The following is a 21,843-nucleotide window of genomic DNA, read 5'->3' as shown; positions in this document are numbered from 1 at the left end:
CATATGCTGGTGCCAGTGCGACGTCCGTTTGCGCCAGCTCAATCTTGCCGGCACCAAGACGCGCATTCTTGGCACAAGCCCATTATTTGTCGAGCAGCCGTTGCGTCATTCCCGCAGGAGACTGACATGCGCCATCTCTCTTCCCGATTCCCTTTCCGCTTGCCCCCGTCCTGGCTGGCCCTGCTGCTGGCATGCTGCCTGGCCCTGCTTGCCGCCTGCGGCGGCGGCTATCACCACCCGATGCCCGGCGCGACCACGGGCAGCCTGACGGTCAGCATCGGCGGCTTGCCGGCCGGGGTGGCAGGTGCCGTCACGGTCACGGGGCCTGCGGCGTACAGCAAGACGCTGACGGCCACCACCACGCTCACCAGCCTGGCGCCCGGCGCCTACGCCATCAATGCCGCCAGCGTGGCGCAGGGCACGGGAACCCTGGCGCCCACACCCGTCACGCAGCAGGTGCAAGTCACTGCGGGCGCCACGGCCAGCGCCAGCGTCCTGTATGCGGCGGCCGCGCCGCTGGCCCTGCGCCTGCAGGAAGTGGCCAGCGGACTGGATGCCCCCATCTTCCTCACGGCGCCGCCCGGCGACAGCCGCCTTTTCATTCTTGAGCGCCCCGGCCGCATCCGCGCGGTGCAGAACGGCAACCTGCTGGCCACGCCCTTCCTCGACATCAGCACGCTCACCACCACCAGCGGCGAACGGGGCTTGCTGTCGATGGCCTTCCATCCGCAGTACGCCAGCAATGGCTATTTTTTCATCTACTACACCAACCTGGCCGGCGATATCGTCATCGAGCGCCGGCAAGTGTCGGCCGGCAACGCCAACGTGGCCGATCCCCTGTCCGCACTGACCATCCTTACGATACCGCATCCCACGTTCAGCAACCACTATGGCGGCCTGCTCAGCTTTGGGTCGGATGGCTATCTGTATGCGGGCACGGGCGACGGCGGCAGTGGCGGCGACCCGCCCGGCAATGCGCAAAACACGAATGTGCTGCTGGGCAAGCTGCTGCGCCTGGACGTCAACGCCAGCACGGTAGCCCAGCCGTACGCCATTCCGCCCGGCAACCCGTTTGCCGGCACGGCAAGCGGGCGCGCCGAAATCTGGGCCTACGGCTTGCGCAACCCCTGGCGCTACGCCTTCGACGTGCCGGCTCAGCTGCTGTACATCGCCGACGTGGGCCAGGCCAACTGGGAGGAAGTCGACGTGCGTCCCGTGGGCCAGGCGGGCAACAACTATGGCTGGAACATCATGGAAGGAGCGCATTGCTACAACAGTGCCAGCTGCAACCAGGCGGGCCTGGTGCTGCCCGCCATCGAATACGGCCACGATACGGCCGGCGGCTGCTCGATCACAGGCGGCTATGTGTACCGGGGCACGGCCTTGCCGGAACTGGCGGGACAATACCTGTATTCGGACTACTGCAGCGGCTGGCTGAAAAGTTTCAGCTACAGCAACGGTGCAGCGTCCGCCGTAACAGACTGGGGCATCACCAACGTGGGCAACATCCTGTCGTTCGGCCAGGATGCGCAAAACGAGCTATACATGCTGAGCGGCACGGGCAAGGTGTACCGGATTGTACGAAAATAAGTGCGCAACTAAGGTACGTAAATAAGCGTGCGCCAGTGATGCGCAGCCACGCACGCGGCTGGGGCCGTTTTTCGACGGGGCGCGGGGAACCGGCTAGAATGGGTTTTTTCCGCCGCGCCCTGCGCACCAGCCCAAGAGAACACCATGGCCCGTTTGAAACTTGAATTTCCTGAAGACCAGTACTGCTATTCCTCGCAACTGACGGTACGCACGACGGACATCAACGCCGGCAACCATCTCGGCAACGATTCCATGATTTCCATGATTTCCGAGGCGCGCGCCCGCTTCCTGTTCGAATACGGCGTGCGCGACATCGAAGCGGACGGCACCGGCATCATCGTCACCGACCTGGCCACCACCTACCGCGCCGAAGCCCATGCGCGCGACCAGCTGCTGTTCGAAGTGGGCGTCATGGATTTCAATAAATATGGCGGCGACATCACCTTCCGCATCACGCGCCCGCGCGACAACACCCTGATCGCGATGGCCAAGTCCGGCTTTGTCTTCTTCAACTACAAGCGCAGCCAGGTCGTGCCCATGCCGGAAGAGTTCGGCAGCAAGTTTCCACAGGTAAACTGGATCGATTGAGCAAGGCTCGATTAAACGGGTCCTCATGCCGCCATGCTGTATGCTTATCAGGAAGACATTAAGCCTGGAGCGGCATGCAATCAGCAATAACGGCAAGACTGTGCCTGGCCCTGGCGCTGCTGGGCATGTTGCCGCCCGTCCTGGCCGCGCCGCAAACCGTCATCCTGTACGGCGACGATGACTATGCGCCGTACAGCTATGTGGAAAACGGCGCCTTCAAGGGCATGTACATCGACATCCTGCGCCAGGCGGCCAGCCGGATGCCCGAGTACCGGCTGGAACTGCAGCCGCGCCCCTGGAAACGGGGGCTCGACGCGCTGGAAAAAGGCCAGGTCTTCGGCCTGTTCCCGCCCGGACGCAAGACGGAACGGCCATACGTGCAGCCGTATTCGGCCATGCTGCACCGCGAATCGGTGGTCCTGTTTTGCCATGATGCCGTCATGCGCACGCCGCGCACGCACTTCCCGAGCGACTTTGCCGGCCTGACCATCGGCGTCAACACGGGTTTTCTGCTGTCGGAAAAGTTGATGCTGCCCGCGCGCCAAGGGTTGCTGCGCCTGGAAGCGGCCAAGGGCAATGAAGCGAACCTGAAGAAACTGGCCCTGCGGCGCATCGATTGCTACGCCAGCGACCGTGGCGCGGCACGCCACACGGCGCGCCAGCTGCAAGGCGAACTGGCCGGCTACGGCTTTCAATTGCGCGAAGTGCTGGAACTGTCGTCCGAAGCCACCTACATCGCCTACAGCGCGCGCAATACGCCCGCCTACAAGGCCGATTTCATCGAGAAGATGAATGCCGCCCTGCTTGTCATGCGGCAAAACGGCCAACTGGCGCGCATCGAAGAGGCTTATCTGCGCTGATTACCTGCGCTGCACATCGCGCGGCTGCAAGGTCATGACGGGACTGCTGCGGCCCTGCGGCTTGATGCCGAAGGTATTCTTGAACCACTCGTCGATCATGCGCTTTTCATAGCGCAAGGCATCGTTGCTGGAATAACGATTGATATGTTGCAAATAAGACATATCCGACAGATAAGCGTTGCCGCTGGCAATGACTTTGCCATGTTGCTCGAGCGTATAGCGCAAGCGCAGGCGGGGCCAGTCAGCACGGCCCGTCATCACGCGCACATCGAAGGCGCCGCGGCGCGCCGGGTCTTCGCGTCCCGCCAGATCGACATCGGTGATCGCGATCCGGAGTTCCTGACCGCGGGGCAAGCTCTTGCCCAGCCAGCTGAAGTGATCCGCCAGGCCCGCCAGCACCTGCTCCCGGTCGCGCGAGCTGAACGGCACATCGGAATAGTCGTCGGGTTTGTCGAACGTTACCTGGACACCGGCCCAGGCGCTGCTGCCCGCGGCCAGCGCCAGGGCGGCTAGCCAAGTTTTCGTCATCCTGGAAATACGCATATGCCTTCCTTTCAGAAAGTTCACGGCCAGGCGGCAGCTGCCATGCCGGCCTCTGCCTGCCCTGCCTGACTATAGCCCGAAGTGAAAATTTCCGGAGCGCAATACGTTGCGCGCGGCGGCAAGTGCGGCGGCACGCGCGGCGGCAAGTGCGGCGGCACGCGCGGCGGCAAACCGCGCGATAGCCCGTGCCGCTTACTTGCGCGCGTGGCGCTTCGGCTTGACGCCGAAGGTATCGGCATACCAGTCATCGATCATCAACTTTTCATAGCGCAACTTTTCATTGCTGAAGTAAGGATTGATGCGGGTCAGGTAGGACATGTCGGACAGGGCCGCATTGCCGCTGCTGATGACCTTGCCGTCCTGTTCCAGCACATAGTGCAGGCGCATGCGCGGCCAGTCGACCCGGCCATTCATGACGCGGATATCCTGGCCGGCCCGCAGCGATGGATTTTCACGTCCCGCCAGGTCCACGTCCGTCACGTCGATTTTCAAGGTTTGCCCGGGCGGCAGCGAGGCGCCCAGTTTCTCGAAATGCCGGCTCAATTCCTTCAATACGTCGTCGCGGTCCTGCGGGTTGAACGGGACGTCCGTGAATTGATCCGGTTTGCTGAACTGCACTTCAGTTCCTGCCCAGGCCGCGCTGCTGGCCAGCAAGGCCAGACCGGCGATCAGGGCGCGCGTCGTTTGCTTTTGCATGATGTACCCTTTCAGGAAATATGAGTGGCATGGAGCCACTTCTTATGCCTGTCCAATATAGCGCGCTCCAGTCCATTCTGACGCGGAATTCATACCTTGTTACTTTTCTGATTTTCCGCCGGGAAGGAAAGACGCCGTCTTTTTTTGCAGATTCATTGGCAATATTAATTAAAACAAAGTATTGTCTTGAAAATATAGTTGCCTAAGCGATAAAGTATAGATAGTGTGGACAGCATGGATTTAAAGTGCTTTTTTGGCACGAGTGTTGCATGATTTTAGTCAATTGTTCTTGCTTATTGTTAATACTTAGCGGTCGGTCTACAATCGACAAAATGCGCCCGAAAAACGCGCAACGCCGGTAGTGGCGCACAGGAATTCCTGGCGCGGGCGTCTCAGCATTGCGTCAGTTATGCCTTTTAGCGGAACTCGCCCTTATGTCATTTTTGTCTTCAGCATCGCCCAAGTTACCTCCCTGGAAAGTCCTGCTCGTCGATGATGAACCCGACATCCATGACATCACCAAACTGACACTGAGCCGTTTCCGCCTCGAGGGCCGCGCCCTGAGCTTCGTGCATGCGTACAGCGGCGCCGAGGCCAAGCAGGTGCTGGCGCGCGAAGACGGCATCGCGCTGGTCTTCCTGGACGTGGTGATGGAACGCGAAGACAGCGGCCTGGAAGTGGCGCGCTGGATGCGCGAAGACCTGGGCAACCAGTTTACGCGCATCGTGCTGCGCACGGGGCAGCCGGGACAGGCGCCGGAAGAGCGGGTGATCGTCAACTACGACATCAACGACTACAAGGAAAAAACCGAGCTCGACCGCACCAAGCTGTTTACCACCACCTTTGCCGCCCTGCGCGCCTACCGCGACATCATGAAGGTGGAAGAGGCGCGCCAGGCCCAGCTGCATTACCGCGAAGGCCTCGAGCGCGTCATCGCCGCCTCGGCGCACATTTTCAAGCAGCGCAACCTGCGCGACTTCGCCAGCGGCCTGCTGCAGCAAGTCGTCGCCCTGCTGCGCCTGGAAACGAGCATGCTGCTGCGCCTGCGCGGCGCCAGCGCCATCACGGGCGAGCAGGACTATGAAATCCTCGCGCAGATCGGCGACACGGACGACGGCATCCTCAGCCCGTCCCTGCTGTCGCAGCTGGACCATGCCAAGAGCAATAAAATCTCGCGCCTGCATGGCGACACCTATGTCGGCTATTTTCCCAACAGCAGCGGCAAGGCGTCCTTGCTGGTGCTCAAGGGCGTGGAAGAAATTTCCGACCTCGATGCGCAATTGCTGGAAGTGTTCTGCTCGGGCGTGGCGATCGCCTTCGACAACATCCTGCTGACGCAGGAAATCACCGATACCCAGGCCGAGCTGATCCTGCGCCTGGGCGACGTGGTCGAATCGCGCTCGCACGAAGGGGGCAACCACGTGCGCCGCATGGCCGAAGTGTGCCAGCTGCTGGCGCAGGCCTCCGGCATGTCGGAAGAGGAAACCATGGTGCTGCGCCACGCGGCGCCCATGCACGACATCGGCAAGATTTCCACGCCCGACGCCGTGCTGCTGAAACCCGGCAAGCTCGACGCAGCCGAATGGGAAATCATGAAGCAGCATCCGACGGTGGGCATGTCCATCCTGGACGGCTCGCAGCGCCCGCTCTTGAAGGCGGCAGCCGTGATCGCCCACCAGCACCATGAAAAATTCGACGGCAGCGGCTACCCGCAAGGGCTGGTGGGCGAAAACATCCACAAATACGCGCGCATCGCCGCCGTCGCCGACGTCTTCGACGCGCTGATGCACAAACGCTGCTACAAGGACGCCTGGCCCCTGGAACGCGTGGTCAGCTACCTGCGCGAAGTGAGCGGCAGCCACCTGGACCCGCAGTATGTGGAGTTGCTGATTGCGAATCTCGATGAAGCGCTTGCGCTGAATCAACGCTTCCCTGATTAAACGGCGTAGGTCGGATTAGCGCTCGCGCGTAATCCGACAACATCGTTGACGTGGCTTGTGGTGGCGTCGGATTACGGCCCTTCAGGCCTAATCCGACCTACGCGGCTGATATTCACGGCCGTCGTTTTCATTCTGCGAACCCGCGACGCAAGAGCGCCTGAAAAACGTTCAGGGCAAGGCGCGCGGTCGCAGACAGTGCGAATAGCACGGCAAGACCAAGCAACGCAGCCATGGACGTTTTCTCAGGTGCTCTTAGGTTCCAGTGGGAAGCGGATCTTGTAGTGCAAGCCCATCCCCGGCGCACTGACTACCTTCACCGTCCCGCCCAGCGGCCCCGTCACCAGGTTGTACAGGATATGCGCCCCGAGGCCGCTGCCGCCCGAGCCCCGCTTGGTCGTGAAGAAGGGATCGAACAGCTGGCCCAGGGTAGCGCTGTCCATGCCCATGCCGTCGTCGCTGTAATCGAGTTCCAGCATCTCGCCAGCCGTCCGCACGCTGATCTTGATCTTGCCCGGCTCGCCTTCGGCAAAGCCGTGCACGAGTGAATTGACCACCATGTTCGTGACGATCTGCGAGACGGCGCCCGGATAGCTGCGCAGCTGCACCTCGTGCGGGCAGTCGATCTCCACCCTGACCGGCTTGCCCTTCAGCTTTGGTTGCAATGAAAGCAATATTTCATCGAGGTATTTGCGCAAGTTAAAGCTGCGCAGCTCGTCCGAGGACTGGTCGACGGCCACCTGCTTGAAGCTGCGCACCAGCGCCGCGGCGCGCTGGGTGTTCGTCGTCATGATGCGCAGGGTCTGGTCGATGATGTCGAAAAATTGCCGCAAGCCATCTTCATCGAGCTGGCCGCCTTCCAGGTCTTCGCGCGTGAGTTTCAATTCCTGCACCAGGTGGCTGGTGGCCGTGACGCAGATGCCCAGCGGCGTATTGATTTCATGCGCCACGCCCGCCACCAGCCGGCCCAGGGATGCCAGCTTTTCCTGGCGCACCAGTTCCGACTGCGCTTCCTGCAAGGCGCTCAGGGCGCTGTTCAGGGCCGCATTCTGCTCTTCCAGCGCTTCCTTGGCCTGGCGCATGGCGCTGTCGGCCTGGATGCGGGCCATCGCCACGGCCACGTGGCTGGCCATGAAGGCCAGCACGTCCAGTTCCGCCTGGCCATACACGACGGATTCGTCGTAGCTTTGCACGATGATCACGCCATATTTGCGCTCGCCCAGCAGCATGGGCGCGCCCATCCAGCTGGCGATGCTGGTATTGCCCAGCGGCTCGTCCATCTCGCCGCTGGCCACCAGCGCCGCATAGCTGCTGGCATCGAGCAGGCACGCCTGGCGGCGCGCCAGCACGTAGGAACTCATGCCGATGCCGTAATGGAAACGTTTCACGGGCGCCTGCGCATCCTTCTCGTCGACGAAATACGGGATCGTGATGTCCTTGTTGTCCGGGTGGTACAGGGCGATGAGGAAATTCTTTGCCGTCACCAGTTCGCTGATGATGGCGTGCAGGCGCGCATACAGGGTCGTCGCGTCGGCCGCCTGCGCCGACAGGTTGGCGATTTCATACAGCGCATGCTGCAGGTTTTCCGCGCGCCGCCGCTCGGCCACCTCGTGCGCCAGCAGGGCCGTGCGCTCCTGCACCGCCTTTTCCAGCCGGTCCATGCTTTGCATGCCTTGCAGGGCGCTCGACACGTGCGTGGCGATCAGCGCGAACAGCGCCTGGTCTTCCAGGCTGAAGCGGTGCTGCGCGTCGTAGCTCTGGATGACGATGGCGCCCAGCACCTGATGCTGCTGGTCCAGCAGCGGACAGCCTATCCAGTGCTCGGCCGCCGTGCCGCCGCCCCAGGCACCGCCGCCGATGGCGCGCATGGCGTCGTCGTCGGCCGTCATCACCAGCTGCTTGCGGTTGACGATGACCCACGCCGTGGGCGACTGCGCGGCGCTGGCCAGGCGCACGCCCTCGTCCGGATCGGGCGCGGCGTCGAATTCGTCGACAAAATACGGGAAACGCACGAGGCCGTCGTCGTGGTCGCTGAGCGCCACGTAAAAGTTCGCCGCATACATGATGCGCCCCAGCGCCGCATGCACCGCCTGCAGGAATTCGCTGATATCGCTGCAGGTGCTCGAGCGCTGCCCGATTTCCAGCAACACGGTTTGAACGGCTTCCAGGCGGCTGAGGCGGCTTTCCATGGGTGACTATGTACCTTGTGCAAGTATATGTTCTGAAAATCAATATTATCAGTTCAGCCCAGCCTTGGCACGGCATAAAACGCAGAATCTTGCCTTGAGGCAGAGCAACACACGCCACGCGCGCATTTGCCACGCTGGCAATACAGTGGCAGACTAGGCCCCTTCCTACAGACCAGACCGTCCTCATGACTGCCACGCTACGCGCCTCGCTTCGCCCCTACACCCTCGCCGGCCTGCTGGCCTTTGCCGCGCTGGGCATGCCGCCGCTGTGCGCCGCGCCAGCCAAGGCGCCGGCGGCGGAAACGGCCGATGGCGGACGCTATTTCGGCCCCCTCGTCGCGGGCAAGATGCACGGCCAGGGGCGGCTCGAATACGCGAGCGGCGCGTTTTATGAAGGAGGCTTCGCGCGCGGCGTGTTTTCCGGCCAGGGCAAGCTGCGCCAGGCTTCCGGCGTCGAATACACGGGCGCCTTCCGCCAGGGCGCCTTCGACGGCATCGGCCGCTACACCTCGCCCAAGGGCGAAATCTATGCGGGCAGCTTCGCCAAGGGCAGCTTCGAGGGACAAGGCCGCTTCCAGGGCGCCGATGGCGCCACCTTCGAGGGACAGTTCAAGCACTGGCGCCCGCACGGCGCCGGCAAGCTGACCGACACGGACGGCACCGTCTTCGAAGGCGAATTCGTCCAGGGCCAGGTGCAGGGCAAGGCGAAGGTCACCACCAGCGACGGCATCCACTACGAAGGCGAGCTGAAGGACTGGAAATTCGAGGGCGAAGGCGTGCTGCGCACGGCCGACGGCGACGAGTACCGGGGCGGCTTCAAGAATGGCCAGTTCGACGGCAAGGGCGTGCTGCGCTACGCCGTGGCGCAGCCGGACGGCCGGCGCGAAGACAGCGGCAACTGGACGGAAGGCCAGCTGGACGACCCGGCCGCAGACAAGCTCACGCGCGACAATATCGAGCTGGCCCTGTACAACCAGCGCACCCTGCTCGACGGCGCCCTGGCCCGCATCGCGCCGCGCGACGGGGCGAAAAAGATCAATCTCTATCTGCTGGGCGTGGCCGGCGACGGTGCGCAGGAGGTGTTTCACCGCGAAACGGCCTTCGTGCAGCGCCAGTTCGACCGCGATTACGGCACCGTGGGCCGCTCCTTGATGCTCGTCAATAGCCGCAACACGGTGGCGCAGCAGCCGATGGCCACGCGCACCAGCATCGCCGCCAGCCTCGACGCCCTGGGCGCGAAGATGGACAAGGCCAACGACATCCTGTTTTTATTCCTCACCAGCCACGGCTCGCCCGAGCACGAACTGGCGCTGGCGCAAAACGGCATGGATTTGCACAGCCTGCCCGCGCAGGAGCTGGCGGGCATGCTCAAGCACAGCGGCATCCGCTGGAAGGTCATCGTGATCTCGGCCTGCTATGCGGGCGGCTTCATTGCACCATTGAAAGATGACAACACCCTCATCATCACGGCCGCGCGCAGCGACCGCACCTCGTTCGGCTGCGACGACCAGAACGATTTTACTTACTTCAGCGAAGCGTATTTCAAGGAAGCCTTGCCCAAGAGCGCAGGCTTTGCCGAGGCGTTCGACAAGGCGAAGGTACTGGTGCAGGCGCGCGAGGCGGCCGATTTCCTCGAAGGCGGCATGGAGGCGGAAGAGCATTCCGAGCCGCAGCTATTCCAGGGCAAGGCCATCGCCGCGCAACTGAAGGCGTGGCGCGCCCAGCCACGCTAAGCGCTACTTTCTGTACAATAGCCGTCACCATGCGTAAATTCTTCCTCATTTTGCTGCTGTTCGTGCTTCCGCTCCAGATGTCCTGGGCCGCGGCGAGCGCGTATTGCCTGCACGAGGAAGGCAAGGCGGCGCAGCACCTGGGCCACCACAGCCATCAGCACAAGGCCGATGCGGACAAAAAACCTGTCGCAGATAAAAAAGTAGCCGAAAAGCAATCCAAGGGCCAGCCGCACAGCGATTGCAACGTCTGCCATGGCATCGGCCATGCGTGGCTGCCGGCCGGCTCCAGCCTGCCCATCGGCGACATGGCGTCCGTCAACGCGGACACGTCCCCCTTCTTTTACGCTTCCCACATCCCGGACGCTCCCAAGCGCCCTGACTGGTCGTCGGCCATCTAGGCCGACGGGACGCTTCTTTCACTGATCGCAATAAGCGGGCCTGACTAAAGCAGGCGCCAGCCTGCGCGTCCCGTCGAATTCTTTTTCCATTCCCTGGAGAATTCGATGTACCAAATCATCTTGTTACTTTCCGCTGGCCTGCTGGCCGGCAACTTTGCGCACGCGCAAACACCTGAAGAACCCGCCGGTCCGCTGACCCTGCCCGCCGCGCTGGCCCTGGCCGAAGGCGGCAACGCGCCCCTGTCGGCCGCCCGCCATGAACTGGCGGCGCAGGGCGGCGCCCTGCAGCAGGCGCGCGCCCTGCCCAACCCGGAACTGCAAACCGTGCTGGAAGACACGCGGCGCGCCACGCGCAGCACCACCGTGCAACTCAATCAGTTGATCGAGCTGGGCGGCAAACGCGGTGCGCGCGCCGCCGTCGCGCAGCGCGGCGAAGACATGGCGCACGCGGGCCTTGCGCTACAGCAAGCCGACACGCGCGCCGCCGTCACGTCCGCCTTTGTCGACGTGCTGGCGGCGCAGGAAGGCTTGCGCCTGGCCGACAGCGCGCAGGCCCTGGCCGCGCGCGCCAGCGACATCACGGCGCGCCGGGTGACGGCCGGCAAGGCGTCCCCTGTCGAGGAAACCCGCGCCAGGGTCGCCGAAGCGAGCGTGCGGCTGGAACTGAACCTGGCGCGCAGCACGCTGGCCAGCGCCCGCAAGCGCCTGGCCGCCCTGTGGGGCAACGCCACACCCCGCTTTACCCTGGCCGAAGGCCGCCTGGAAAGCTTGCCGCCGTTGCCGCCAGGCAGCGAACTGGCGGCGCGCCTGGAGCAGGCGCCGGCCGTGCGCCAGGCGCGCAGCGCGCTGGCGCAGCGGCAAGCCATGCTGGACGTGGAACAGCGGCGCGCCACGCCCGACGTCACGGTGAGCATCGGCATGAAGCGCTCGGAAGAACTGGGCCGCAACCAGGCCATCATCGGCCTGGCCCTGCCGCTGCCTTTGTTCGACCGCAATGCGGGCAACAAGCTCGACGCTTTGCGCCGCAGCGACAAGGCCAGCGACGAGCTGGCCGCCGCCCGCATCGCCGTGCAAACGGCTGTCGCCGCCGCCAGCGAACGGCTGGCCACGGCCCGGCTCGACGTGGAAAGCTTGCGCCAGGACATCTTGCCTGGCGCACAAAGCGCCTACGACGCGGCCAGCAAGGGCTTTGAGTTCGGCAAGTTCGCCTTCCTCGACGTGCTCGATGCCCAGCGCACCTTGCTGCAAGCCAAAAACCAATACCTGCGCGCGCTGACGGAAGCGCAGCACGCCGCCGCCGAGATCGAGCGCCTGCTGGGCACACCAGCTCCCCTGTAAGGAATACCCTCCATGAACATCACACTCAACAAAAAGCAGGCGATCGCCATCGCCTCCATCGCGGCCGCCGGCATCGTGCTGGCCACCCTTATCCTGGGCACGGGCAATTCCAGGACCGCGCCGCCCACCGCCGCCAAGGCGGAAGCCCACGCTGAAAAGAAAGACGAACACGGCCACGAGGAGGTGGAAGGCCGACTGGAATTGACGGCTGCGCAAGGCAAGGCGGCCGGCGTCGTCATCGCCACGGCCGCGCCCGGCCGCATCAAGACGACGGTCGCCCTGCCCGGCGAAATCCGTTTCAATGAAGACCGCACGGCCCACGTCGTGCCCCGCCTGGCCGGCGTGGTGGAAGCCGTACAGGCGGACCTGGGCCAGCTGGTGAAAAAGGGGCAGGTACTGGCCGTCATCGCCAGCACGGAACTGTCGGAACAGCGCAGCGAACTGCTGTCGGCGCAGCGGCGCTTGTCGCTGGCCCGCTCCACGTATGAGCGTGAAGAAAAACTGTGGCGCGAGAAGATTTCGGCCGAACAGGATTACCTACAGGCCCAGCAGGCGTGGCGCGAGGCGGAAATCGCCGTGCAGAACGCGCAGCAAAAACTCAGCGCGCTGGGCGCCAGCGGCGCTGCCAAGGGGCCGCTGAACCGCTACGAGATCCGCGCGCCGTTCGACGGCATGGTGCTGGAAAAACACATCACCCTGGGCGAAGCCGTCAAGGAAGACGCGAACATCTTCGTCATTTCCGACCTGTCGACCGTGTGGGCGGAAATCGCCGTGCCGGCGAAGGACCTGGCCACCGTGCGCATGGGAGGCAAGGCGGAAGTCAAAGCCAGTGCTTTTGATGCCAGCGCGCAAGGCACGATCACCTACGTGGGCGCGCTGCTGGGCGAGCAGACGCGCACGGCCAAGGCACGCATCAGCTTGCAGAATCCCGACATGGCCTGGCGCCCGGGGCTGTTCGTCAGCGTGGAAGTGGTGTCCGGCGAAGCGGACGCGCCCGTCACCGTGCAGAGCACGGCCATCCAGACGGTGGAAGACAAGCCCGTCGTCTTCGTGCAGATCAAGGACAGCTACCAGGCCACGCCCGTGGTGCTGGGGCGCAGCGATGGCAGCTTGACGCACATCAAGCAGGGCCTGGCCGCCGGCACGCCGTACGCGGCGCAAGGCAGTTTTGTCCTGAAGTCCGAGCTGGGCAAGGACTCCGCCGGCCACGAACATTGATCACGTCAAAGCTAAGGAAACCATCATGTTTGAACGCTTGATCCGCTTCGCCATCGAGCAGCGCTGGCTGGTGATGCTGGCCGTGGCCGCCATGGCTGGCCTGGGCATCTACAGCTATCAAAAGCTGCCCATCGACGCCGTGCCCGACATCACCAACGTGCAGGTGCAAATCAATACCCAGTCCGCCGGCTATTCGCCGCTGGAAACCGAGCAGAGGGTCACCTTCCCCATCGAGACGGCCATGGCCGGCTTGCCGAATCTGGAACAGACGCGCTCGCTGTCGCGCTATGGCCTGTCGCAAGTGACCGTGATCTTCAAGGATGGCACGGACATCTATTTTGCCCGCCAGATGATCAACGAGCGCTTGCAGGAAGCCAAGGAAAGCTTGCCGGCCGGCATCACGCCCAAGATGGGGCCCGTCTCCACGGGCCTCGGTGAAATCTACCTGTGGACGGTGGAAACGCAGGAGGGCGCGAAAAAGCCGGACGGCACGCCCTACACGCCGACGGACTTGCGCGAGATCCAGGACTGGATCATCAAGCCGCAGTTGCGCAATGTCACGGGCGTGACGGAAATCAATGCCATCGGCGGTTACGCCAAGCAATACCAGGTAGCGCCCTACCCGGAAAAACTGGCCGCCTACGGCATCAGCCTGCAGGACGTGGTGACGGCGCTCGAGCGCAACAACAGCAACGTGGGCGCCGGCTACATCGAAAAACAGGGCGAGCAGCTGCTGATACGCGCGCCGGGCCAGGTGGCATCGAAGGACGACATCGGCAACATCGTCGTCGCCAATGTGCAGGGCGTGGCCATCCGCATCCGCGACGTGGCCGACGTGGTGCTGGGGCGCGAGCTGCGCACGGGCGCGGCCACGGAAAACGGCCGCGAAGTAGTGCTCGGCACCGTCTTCATGCTGATCGGGCAGAACAGCCGCGCCGTCTCGCAAGCCGTCGACAAGAAGATGATCGAAATCAACCGCAGCCTGCCGAAAGGCGTGCACGCCGTCACCGTGTATGACCGCACGGTACTCGTCGACAAGGCCATCAATACGGTGAAGAAAAACCTGCTGGAAGGCGCCGTCCTGGTGATCGCCATTTTGTTTTTGTTCCTCGGCAATATCCGCGCGGCCGTCATCACGGCCATGGTGATACCGCTGGCCATGCTGTTCACGTTTACGGGCATGGTGCAATACCATGTGAGCGCCAACCTGATGAGCCTGGGGGCGCTCGATTTCGGCATCATCATCGATGGCGCCGTGGTGATCGTGGAAAACTGCGTGCGCCGCCTGGCCCATGCGCAGCAGAAGCTGGGACGGCCGCTGACCTTGCAGGACCGTTTTCATGAAGTGTTTGCGGCATCGCAAGAAGCGCGCCGCCCCTTGCTGTATGGTCAGCTGATCATCATGGTCGTGTACCTGCCCATCTTCGCGCTGACGGGTGTGGAGGGCCGCATGTTTACGCCAATGGCCCTGACGGTGGTGATTGCCCTGCTGGGCGCCATGCTGCTGTCGATCACCTTCATTCCGGCCGCCGTGGCGCTGTTTATCGGCGACAAGGTGGCGGAGAAGGAAAACGCCATCATGCGCGCGGCCAAGCGCTGGTATGCGCCGCTGCTGGACAAGGTGATGCGCAACACGCCCGTCGTGCTGACGGGTGCGGCGGTAGCCGTCGTGCTGTCGGGCTTGCTGGCTACGCGCATGGGCAGCGAGTTCGTGCCCAGCCTGAACGAGGGCGACATCGCCATCCAGGCCTTGCGCATCCCCGGCACCAGCCTCACGCAATCGCTGGCCATGCAGCAGCAGCTGGAAAGCAAGCTGATGGCAAACCACAAGGAAATCGCGCGCGTGTTCGCCCGCACGGGTACGGCCGAGATCGCCTCTGACCCCATGCCGCCGAATATTTCCGACGGCTATATCATGCTCAAGCCCCGCAGCGAGTGGCCGGAACCGAAGAAGTCGCGCGAGCAATTGCTGGCGGAAATCGAAGCGACGGCCACCAGCTTGCCGGGCAACAATTACGAGTTTTCGCAACCGATCCAGCTGCGCTTCAATGAACTGATTTCCGGCGTGCGCAGCGACGTGGCCGTGAAACTGTTCGGCGACGATATGGGCGTGCTCGACAGCACGGCGGCGAAGATTGCCGGCGTGCTGGGCAAGATTCCGGGCGCAACAGAGGTAAAAGTCGAGCAGACCACGGGGCTGCCCATGCTGACGGTGCAGATCGACCGCGAGCAGACGGCGCGCTATGGCCTCAATATTGCCGACGTGCAGTCGGCGATCGCCACGGCCATCGGCGGGCAAGAGGCGGGCACCCTGTTCCAGGGCGACCGCCGCTTCGACATCGTCGTGCGCCTGCCCGACAGCCTGCGCAGCGACCTGGAGCAACTCAAACGCCTGCCCATCGCCCTGCCCCTGGGCGAGGCGGCGGAAGGCCGTGCCCGCTTCATCCCGCTCGGTGAAGTGGCCAGCCTGCAGGTGGCGCCGGGGCCGAACCAGATCAGCCGCGAAGACGGCAAGCGCCGCATCGTCATCAGCGCCAACGTGCGCGGGCGCGATATCGGCTCGTTTGTTGCCGATGCCACCCAGCAGTTGCAAGCGCAGGTGGCCATCCCGGCCGGCTACTGGACCAGCTGGGGCGGCCAGTTCGAGCAGCTGCAGTCGGCCACGAAACGCCTGGAACTGGTGGTGCCCGTGGCGTTGGCGCTCGTCTTCGTGTTGCTGTTCGCCATGTTCGGCAACGTGAAGGATGGCTTATTGGTCTTCAGCGGCATCCCGTTCGCCTTGACGGGCGGCATCGTCGCCCTGTGGCTGCGCGACATACCCATGTCGATTTCGGCGGCCGTGGGTTTCATCGCCCTGTCCGGCGTGGCCGTGCTGAACGGCCTGGTGATGATCGCCTACATCCGCCAGCTGCGCGAACAGGGCATGCCCTTGCAGGATGCGATACGCGAGGGAGCCATCACGCGCCTGCGGCCCGTCTTGATGACGGCGCTGGTGGCGTCGCTGGGCTTCGTGCCGATGGCCATCGCCACGGGCACGGGCGCCGAAGTGCAGCGTCCGCTGGCCACCGTGGTGATCGGCGGCATTTTATCGTCGACGGCCCTGACCCTGCTGGTGCTGCCGCTGCTGTACCGGCTGGCGTACCGCAGGGAAGACGAGGCGGAAATGCAAGCCGCGCCCGAAGGCGCGGCAGTACAGCTGAGTAAATAGAGACAGGAACGCGCGCTACCGCAATCGGCCTATCATGGCCGGCGGTAGCCGCCTTCGATCCAGTTCGCCGCGGATGTCGCATTGAACTTGAAGGCGGCCGAGGTGCGCACCTTGGCGATCTGTTCGCCGTCGGCGTCGTAGGCGCTCAGTTCCGCGTACGGGTGGTCTTCGTCGGGCACGATGTCGAACATCACCTTGATCTGCCCTTCGTCGGTGGCGACGAACAGGTTCTTGTGCAATTGCGCATGCAGTTGCTGCTCGTGGCGGCGCAGCACCTCGGACGCCGTCTTCACCAGGGTATTGAAGGCGTTGACGTCGAGCGGCTTCGGATTTTTCTTGTCGCGGCCCATGGTCCACGGGCCCACGAGGGCCGGCTCCGGTTCGCCATCCTTGATCATGGCCACGGCCCAGCCTTCATCTTCCTCATTCTTGATCACGCGCGCCGTCCAACCATTGCCTACCCACAGGCGCGGCTCCTGGATCGGGGCGTCATTGTCCTGCTCGGCGGATTCGTCGGAAAAATCGGGGAAATCGGTACTCATGGCGGTGCTCGTGATGGAAGGTCGGGGCTAGCATGATAGTCGAAAACGCCCACCCGTGCCGCCTTGCCGCAAGGTAAGGCGCAGCCCGCCATAGTCGATCCCGGCAATAAGACAAGCTATCAATGTAGTAGCTTTCCTCTAGCAATCGAGCTTTGATATTTCTCAAGTAAACCTATTATTATTTTGCAATCTGAATTGTGTTTTTTATATTTAAATATTGCACGTAGTAATGCTTGGCCTCAAGAAATTCTTTCATCATGCGCCGTCCCTCGTCTCCGCACGCCGCATTGCCTCGCCACGCCGGGCACTTTCGTCGTTCCTGATACACATCGCCGTGCACACCCATACATTCGAGGGAATCAACATGAAAATCTTGTCCACTCTGGCCTGCGCGACGCTCGCCGTCGCCGCAGGCAGCGCCAGCGCAGTTCCCACCTTTACTACCGGCGGTACGGTACTGGCAGGCGAGGGCCTGGTCACGTCGGTCGCGGGCGCCACCACCATCAATTTCAATAATGGACTAGTGCCCGGCAATTACACGGGTAGCGTCTTTACCAGCAATCATCCAGGCTACGCCGCCCAGCCGCCGAACGATCTGACGCCCTTCTATTCCGTCGGCGTGACGAATGGCCAGATCACCCCTGGCGTCGCTACCTTCGGTGGCGGCCTCAGCTATTTTGGTTTCTACATGGGTTCGCCAGATACGTATAACAGCGTCGTCTTCACCATGGGAGATCAGAGCACGGTCACCTTGACGGGGTCGCAAATCGCCACGCTGGGCAATATCAGCGCCAATGGCGATCAATCGGTCGGCCTGTATGTGAACGCGTGGGCGGGCGCAGGGACAAAATTTACCTCGATCGCCTTTCACTCGACAGGCCAGGATGCGTTTGAAAGCGACAACCACGCCTTCATCGCAGCCGTTCCCGAACCGGAAACCTATGCCATGCTGCTGGCCGGCCTGGGCTTGCTGGGTTTCATGCTGCGCCGCAAGCAATCCTGATTCCAGGCATGCACCCGCACAAGCCCGCACCGCGGGCTTTTCACTAGCAGACTGGCCATTTCTTTCAATGGCCAGGCATCAGCACATGGACATGGCGGGCCGGTTCGGCCAGGTCAGCGGCGGACCGGGCGGTACCCAGCGCGGGTCGATGGCCGGCAGCGGCGCGTGGTAATTGAACGGGGTGATGATGATCGGCGGGATTGCCGATGGCGCGCCGACGGGCTCGGCGCAGGACTGCGGGGCGCTACGCTGGCGCGTGGTTCGATGGTGGGAAAGGGATAGCGATTGATCCCCGGTATCTGCAAACAAAAGCATGTTGCCCTCCTTGCGAGACTGAGGTGTTCAGTATAGGACGGCTTGCGCACATTACAAGAAAAGAAATCTTGTTCCAGATCAGCGTTTTCTGCCCTCCAGCGCCTTCCATACCGTGAAAATGACGGCCTGTCGCACGCCGCTGGCGGCAAGCGGGGTGCGCCCCTACAGTGTGACCATGCAATCCCCGATCTCCCACACACTGAGGCTTACCATGAAAAAACTGCTCACCTTCGTCCTCATCGTCATGCTCGCCTGCCTGTTCCTCGACAAGATCGGCGGCAGCGACATGCACATGCAGTTCAACGGCGACGAAATCGACGGTCCGCTGGAGTCGCTGTTCGGCCTGGTGTTTGCCGGCGGCGGCTTGCTGATCGCCGCCATTGCGCTGGTGTGCGCCGCCGTCGTCACGGGCGTGGTGCTGGCCGGCGTGGGCGTGGTGCTGATCGCCGTCGTGGCCCTGTGCGTGGTGTTGGCACTGGCGCTGAGCACGCCCGTGCTGCTGCCGCTCTTGATTCCCGTCGCCATCGTCTGGCTGATCGTCAGCCGCAACCGCAAGCAGGCGCAAGCGCGTCAGCACAGCCTGTAATCACTGCGCCATGAACTTGCTGAGCACGCCGTCGCTGCCGCCGTCATTCTGTTCGATGCGGTTGCGCCCGCCCCGCTTGGCCCGGTACAGCGCCTCGTCGGCGCGCGCCAGCACGGCGTCGCAATCGGCATCCGTGCCGGCCATGGCGGCCATGCCGATGCTCACCGTGATGGTGAGCACTATGCCGCCATCGATGGTCAGCGAACTTTCCGCCACGCGCCGGCGCAGCCGTTCGGCAAACACGGCCGCCGCCGGCAAATCCGTGCCCGGCAACAAGATGGCGAATTCCTCGCCGCCCACGCGGCCCGGCACGTCGACCTTGCGCAGCGCCTGGCACATCAGCGCGCCCAGATGACGCAGCACGGCATCGCCCACGGCGTGGCCATACTCGTCGTTGACGCGCTTGAAGTGATCGATATCGAGCATCAGCACGCTGGCGCAGCTGGCCAGTTCGCGCTGCAAGCGGGCATGCTCGTTTTCCAGCGACGCCATGAAGTGGCGCCGGTTCGGCAAGCCGGTCAGGAAATCCGTGGTGGCCAGCTGCAGCAGTTCCGCGTTCATGCGCTTGCGCTCGGTGATATCGAGCGAGGACACCATGACAAAGTCCAGGCTGTCCGCATGGCCGGGCATCACCAGCAGGCTCAATTCATTTTGCCGCGCCGCGCCGTCGAGACGCACAAAGCTGCTTTCGCACTCGTACAGGTGGGCGCCGCCAGCCAGCGCCAGCAGCGCATCGCCGAAACGGGGCAAGGCGCTGTCATCGAAATTCTGTGCCAGGCTCAGCGCGCCGCGGCGCTGGTCGTCCTCGTTGGCGCGCACCTGCGCCAGCGCCGCGCCGTTCGCATCGATGATGCGCACCAGCCCCGCCAGCCGCTGCAGCGCGTCCGGATTGGCCTGGAAATGGGCGCCGAGGTCGCGCACGCCCGCTTCCTCGAGAGCATCGAGCGCGGCGCGCACGGCCGACCAGTCCTGTTCCCACAGGGCAACGGGCGCATGGTCGTACAGGCTGCGGAAGCGCGCTTCGCCGGCGCGCAGGGCCAGCGCCACCTGCGCCTGCTCGATGGCCATGCCGGCCAGGTGCGCCGCCTCGCTCAGCCGCGCCAGATGCGCCGCGCCCGGCAAGGTGGGCTGGCGGTGATACGCCATCAGCACGCCCAGCAGCTTGCCCGAGCCGCCACGCACGGGCTCGGCCCAGCACGATTGCAGCTGGGCCCGGCACGCCAGTTCCATCGTTTCCTGCGCCTCGGCATGCAGGTCGCCGACGATCACGCGCTGGCCGTCGCGCACGGCTTGCGCGGCGATGCCATGCACGCCCTGCAGGGTGTCGAGGTCATGCCCATGGCTGGACAGGTTGAAGAACGCGGGCAAGCTCGGCGCCGCGCCCAGCACCAGGCGGTGGCGGCTTTCATCGAGCAGCAAGATGCTGCACAGCATGGCCGGATGGTCCGCTTGCACGCTGAGCACCACGCTTTCCAGCACCCGCTCCAGCGGCGCGCCCGTGGCCAGCATTTCCAGCACTTGCCGCCGAGTATGCTCGCGCCGCTCCATCTGGCTGCGCTCGCTGATATCGCGGAACGTCCACAAGCGCGCCTGCTCATTGCCCAACTGCATGCTGCGCACATATTGCTCGACCACCCGTCCATCGCGCAGGTGCAGCACGTCGCGCCGCTCGCGGTGGCCGTGCGGCGCGTGGGCGCGTGCCCCGAGGAAAGGCGCCGCCTGCTCCAGCTGGCTTTCCACATGGCGCACCAGCGCCGCGCCATCGGCTTGCCAGTCGAGCGCATCGGGCACTTGCCACAGGTCGCGGAAGCGCCGGTTCGAGGTGAAGATGCGGCCGTTGATGTTGTCGACCAGAATGCCGTCGATGGTCGAATCGAGGATGCTGCGCAGCATGGCCTGGCTGCGCTGCGCCGCCTCGGCCATCGCCAGCACGCTCGCCTGCCCCTGCTCCAGCTGGCCAGTCAACTCGCTCGAGCGCGCCAGCGCCGCCTGGGCACGGGCGCGGCCCGCCGCCAGCAGCCAGGCCGCCAGCGCCAGCACGATGCTGGCCAGCAAGCCGGTCCAGGCCACCACGCGCGGCCGCGCCAGCAGCTCGCCATCGAAGCCCGGCATGGCGCGCACGCGCAAGGTCCAGGCGCGCCCGGCGATGGTGATCGCCTGCAGCGACACCAGGCTGTCCGAGGCGGCAGACGACAAGGTGCCCGGCAGGCTGTCATACATCAGGGCCGCCTCGGTCAGTTGCGCGCCGTCATAGATTTCCAGGTCCAGCAGGCGCGCCCCCTCGCCGCCCACGCCCGCCATCAGGTCGCCCATGCGGAACGGCGCAAAGACCCAGGCGCGCAAGGCGGCGCGCCGCTGCTCCACGCTGGCATGCGGCAAGCCATTGTCGTACACGGGCAGCACGACCAGGAAGCCATGCGCCTGGGCGCTGCCGCCATCCTGCACCAGGTGGATCTTGCCCGTCATGGCGGCCAGGCCCGTGTCGCGCGCCTGCTCGAGCGCGGCGCGGCGCACGGGTTCGGACCAGATGTCATAACCGAAGGCCAGCAGGTTGCTCTCGCTCAAAGGTTCCAGATAGGTGATGGGCGCGTGCCAGGCCCGCTGGCCCTGCGGACGCACGGCATAGCCGGGATAGCCCTCCGCGCGCACGCTGGCCTCGTGCCGCGCCAGGGCGGCGCCGGGCAACAGCGGCAGGTAACCGATGCCGTGGATGCCGGGAAAGTGGCGGTCGACTTGCTGCACCGCAAGATAGGCATGGAATTCGCTGCGCGTGACTTCCTGCGAACTGGCATACAGTCCCTGCACCCCGTGCAGCACCTGGATGTAGGTCTGCATGCGGCCGGCGATGTTGTTCACCAGTTCGCGCACGCGGAAATCGAAATCGGCCTGCACCTGCTGTTCGCTGGCGTCGTGGGCATTACGCCAGGCGCCATACGTCAGTCCCAGGCACAGCGCCAGCACCAGCGCGGCCAGCGCGCGCGGCCCCGCCCAGTGCGACACTGGCCGGGCAAACCACGACGAAGACGCGCGTGTAGGCATGGCAGGCTGACAGGCAGAACGACATCAAACCGCGACACGGCCAGCAACATGGCTGGCAGC

17 protein-coding genes are annotated in these 21,843 nt (G+C 64.1%); 11 read left to right on the top strand and 6 right to left on the bottom strand.

Translation table 11 applies throughout. From position 1 onward, the window contains the following. The first annotated feature begins 126 nt into the window (after nt 1-126). The 3 genes from AC1RJW_RS09215 (at nt 127) to AC1RJW_RS09205 (ending at nt 3,038) form a co-directional block, all read left to right on the top strand. Nucleotides 127-1,590 carry a PQQ-dependent sugar dehydrogenase gene (locus AC1RJW_RS09215; RefSeq protein ID WP_493044650.1) on the top strand — a complete coding sequence of 488 codons (1,464 nt, stop codon included), beginning with the start codon at nt 127-129 and terminating at the stop codon, nt 1,588-1,590. A gap of 144 nt (nt 1,591-1,734) precedes the next feature. After that, the gene (locus AC1RJW_RS09210; protein ID WP_034753479.1) at nt 1,735-2,178 is read left to right on the top strand and encodes a thioesterase family protein; all 444 of its coding nucleotides are present in this window, start codon (nt 1,735-1,737) and stop codon (nt 2,176-2,178) included. A 74-nt stretch (nt 2,179-2,252) separates the two neighbouring features. Continuing rightward, nucleotides 2,253-3,038 (top strand): substrate-binding periplasmic protein, encoded by a 786-nt coding sequence (locus AC1RJW_RS09205; protein ID WP_493044649.1) that lies wholly within the window; start codon nt 2,253-2,255, stop codon nt 3,036-3,038. On the opposite strand, the gene AC1RJW_RS09200 is transcribed toward AC1RJW_RS09205, so the two are convergent. Then, the gene (locus AC1RJW_RS09200) at nt 3,039-3,581 is read right to left on the bottom strand and encodes a DUF3016 domain-containing protein (RefSeq protein WP_493044648.1); all 543 of its coding nucleotides are present in this window, start codon (nt 3,579-3,581) and stop codon (nt 3,039-3,041) included. 192 nt (nt 3,582-3,773) lie between these two features. Beyond that, nucleotides 3,774-4,277: a DUF3016 domain-containing protein gene (locus AC1RJW_RS09195; protein WP_493044647.1), complete on the bottom strand. Its 504-nt coding sequence runs from the start codon at nt 4,275-4,277 to the stop codon at nt 3,774-3,776. Between the two features lie 434 nt (nt 4,278-4,711). Between AC1RJW_RS09195 and AC1RJW_RS09190 the strand changes: the two genes are divergently transcribed. Continuing rightward, entirely contained in the window at nt 4,712-6,217 is a 1,506-nt protein-coding gene (locus AC1RJW_RS09190; RefSeq protein ID WP_493044646.1) for a DUF3369 domain-containing protein, read from the top strand. A 242-nt stretch (nt 6,218-6,459) separates the two neighbouring features. Here AC1RJW_RS09190 and AC1RJW_RS09185 read toward each other — a convergent pair whose 3' ends face one another. Continuing rightward, nucleotides 6,460-8,403: a GAF domain-containing sensor histidine kinase gene (locus tag AC1RJW_RS09185; RefSeq protein WP_493044645.1), complete on the bottom strand. Its 1,944-nt coding sequence runs from the start codon at nt 8,401-8,403 to the stop codon at nt 6,460-6,462. Nucleotides 8,404-8,588: 185 nt separating this feature from the next. Between AC1RJW_RS09185 and AC1RJW_RS09180 the strand changes: the two genes are divergently transcribed. From AC1RJW_RS09180 to AC1RJW_RS09160, 5 genes are all read left to right on the top strand, one after another. Next, nucleotides 8,589-10,136 (top strand): C13 family peptidase, encoded by a 1,548-nt coding sequence (locus AC1RJW_RS09180; RefSeq protein WP_493044644.1) that lies wholly within the window; start codon nt 8,589-8,591, stop codon nt 10,134-10,136. A 29-nt stretch (nt 10,137-10,165) separates the two neighbouring features. Then, nucleotides 10,166-10,534, top strand: coding sequence for a cation efflux protein, CzcI family (gene czcI, locus AC1RJW_RS09175; RefSeq protein WP_493044643.1), 369 nt, complete (start codon nt 10,166-10,168; stop codon nt 10,532-10,534). Nucleotides 10,535-10,639: 105 nt separating this feature from the next. After that, nucleotides 10,640-11,872 (top strand): TolC family protein, encoded by a 1,233-nt coding sequence (locus AC1RJW_RS09170; protein ID WP_493044642.1) that lies wholly within the window; start codon nt 10,640-10,642, stop codon nt 11,870-11,872. 12 nt (nt 11,873-11,884) lie between these two features. Then, nucleotides 11,885-13,090, top strand: coding sequence for an efflux RND transporter periplasmic adaptor subunit (locus AC1RJW_RS09165; protein WP_493044641.1), 1,206 nt, complete (start codon nt 11,885-11,887; stop codon nt 13,088-13,090). A gap of 25 nt (nt 13,091-13,115) precedes the next feature. After that, nucleotides 13,116-16,298, top strand: a complete 3,183-nt coding sequence (locus tag AC1RJW_RS09160) for an efflux RND transporter permease subunit (RefSeq protein WP_493044640.1) — start codon at nt 13,116-13,118, stop codon at nt 16,296-16,298. A 32-nt stretch (nt 16,299-16,330) separates the two neighbouring features. Here AC1RJW_RS09160 and AC1RJW_RS09155 read toward each other — a convergent pair whose 3' ends face one another. Then, on the bottom strand, nt 16,331-16,840 hold the full coding sequence (locus AC1RJW_RS09155) for a hypothetical protein (protein WP_070217754.1): 510 nt from the start codon (nt 16,838-16,840) through the stop codon (nt 16,331-16,333). A 364-nt stretch (nt 16,841-17,204) separates the two neighbouring features. Between AC1RJW_RS09155 and AC1RJW_RS09150 the strand changes: the two genes are divergently transcribed. Further along, nucleotides 17,205-17,843: an Npun_F0296 family exosortase-dependent surface protein gene (locus AC1RJW_RS09150; protein ID WP_493044639.1), complete on the top strand. Its 639-nt coding sequence runs from the start codon at nt 17,205-17,207 to the stop codon at nt 17,841-17,843. A 78-nt stretch (nt 17,844-17,921) separates the two neighbouring features. Here AC1RJW_RS09150 and AC1RJW_RS09145 read toward each other — a convergent pair whose 3' ends face one another. Continuing rightward, nucleotides 17,922-18,158, bottom strand: a complete 237-nt coding sequence (locus tag AC1RJW_RS09145; RefSeq protein WP_139842471.1) for a hypothetical protein — start codon at nt 18,156-18,158, stop codon at nt 17,922-17,924. A 211-nt stretch (nt 18,159-18,369) separates the two neighbouring features. Between AC1RJW_RS09145 and AC1RJW_RS09140 the strand changes: the two genes are divergently transcribed. Continuing rightward, a complete protein-coding gene (locus AC1RJW_RS09140; protein WP_493044638.1) occupies nt 18,370-18,744 on the top strand; it encodes a hypothetical protein in 375 nt (124 codons plus the stop codon). Here the strand turns inward: AC1RJW_RS09140 and AC1RJW_RS09135 are convergent, their stop codons facing one another. Next, nucleotides 18,745-21,783: a sensor domain-containing diguanylate cyclase gene (locus AC1RJW_RS09135; protein WP_493044637.1), complete on the bottom strand. Its 3,039-nt coding sequence runs from the start codon at nt 21,781-21,783 to the stop codon at nt 18,745-18,747. Between the last annotated feature and the right edge of the window lie 60 nt (nt 21,784-21,843).

This window comes from Janthinobacterium sp. GW822-FHT07A03, assembly GCF_058798815.1.
The sequence above is the reverse complement of the archived record's forward strand: the minus strand, read 5'-3'. Positions and strand labels throughout refer to the sequence as shown.

Excerpts from the sequence above, each read along its gene's own strand:
- AC1RJW_RS09215 (WP_493044650.1), top strand. The coding sequence starts at position 127 with ATGCGCCATCTCTCTTCCCGATTCCCTTTCCGCTTGCCCCCGTCCTGG.
- AC1RJW_RS09210 (WP_034753479.1), top strand. The coding sequence starts at position 1,735 with ATGGCCCGTTTGAAACTTGAATTTCCTGAAGACCAGTACTGCTATTCC.
- AC1RJW_RS09205 (WP_493044649.1), top strand. The coding sequence starts at position 2,253 with ATGCAATCAGCAATAACGGCAAGACTGTGCCTGGCCCTGGCGCTGCTG.
- AC1RJW_RS09200 (WP_493044648.1), bottom strand. The coding sequence starts at position 3,581 with ATGCGTATTTCCAGGATGACGAAAACTTGGCTAGCCGCCCTGGCGCTG.
- AC1RJW_RS09195 (WP_493044647.1), bottom strand. The coding sequence starts at position 4,277 with ATGCAAAAGCAAACGACGCGCGCCCTGATCGCCGGTCTGGCCTTGCTG.
- AC1RJW_RS09190 (WP_493044646.1), top strand. The coding sequence starts at position 4,712 with ATGTCATTTTTGTCTTCAGCATCGCCCAAGTTACCTCCCTGGAAAGTC.
- AC1RJW_RS09185 (WP_493044645.1), bottom strand. The coding sequence starts at position 8,403 with ATGGAAAGCCGCCTCAGCCGCCTGGAAGCCGTTCAAACCGTGTTGCTG.
- AC1RJW_RS09180 (WP_493044644.1), top strand. The coding sequence starts at position 8,589 with ATGACTGCCACGCTACGCGCCTCGCTTCGCCCCTACACCCTCGCCGGC.
- czcI (WP_493044643.1), top strand. The coding sequence starts at position 10,166 with ATGCGTAAATTCTTCCTCATTTTGCTGCTGTTCGTGCTTCCGCTCCAG.
- AC1RJW_RS09170 (WP_493044642.1), top strand. The coding sequence starts at position 10,640 with ATGTACCAAATCATCTTGTTACTTTCCGCTGGCCTGCTGGCCGGCAAC.
- AC1RJW_RS09165 (WP_493044641.1), top strand. The coding sequence starts at position 11,885 with ATGAACATCACACTCAACAAAAAGCAGGCGATCGCCATCGCCTCCATC.
- AC1RJW_RS09160 (WP_493044640.1), top strand. The coding sequence starts at position 13,116 with ATGTTTGAACGCTTGATCCGCTTCGCCATCGAGCAGCGCTGGCTGGTG.
- AC1RJW_RS09155 (WP_070217754.1), bottom strand. The coding sequence starts at position 16,840 with ATGAGTACCGATTTCCCCGATTTTTCCGACGAATCCGCCGAGCAGGAC.
- AC1RJW_RS09150 (WP_493044639.1), top strand. The coding sequence starts at position 17,205 with ATGAAAATCTTGTCCACTCTGGCCTGCGCGACGCTCGCCGTCGCCGCA.
- AC1RJW_RS09145 (WP_139842471.1), bottom strand. The coding sequence starts at position 18,158 with ATGCTTTTGTTTGCAGATACCGGGGATCAATCGCTATCCCTTTCCCAC.
- AC1RJW_RS09140 (WP_493044638.1), top strand. The coding sequence starts at position 18,370 with ATGAAAAAACTGCTCACCTTCGTCCTCATCGTCATGCTCGCCTGCCTG.
- AC1RJW_RS09135 (WP_493044637.1), bottom strand. The coding sequence starts at position 21,783 with ATGCCTACACGCGCGTCTTCGTCGTGGTTTGCCCGGCCAGTGTCGCAC.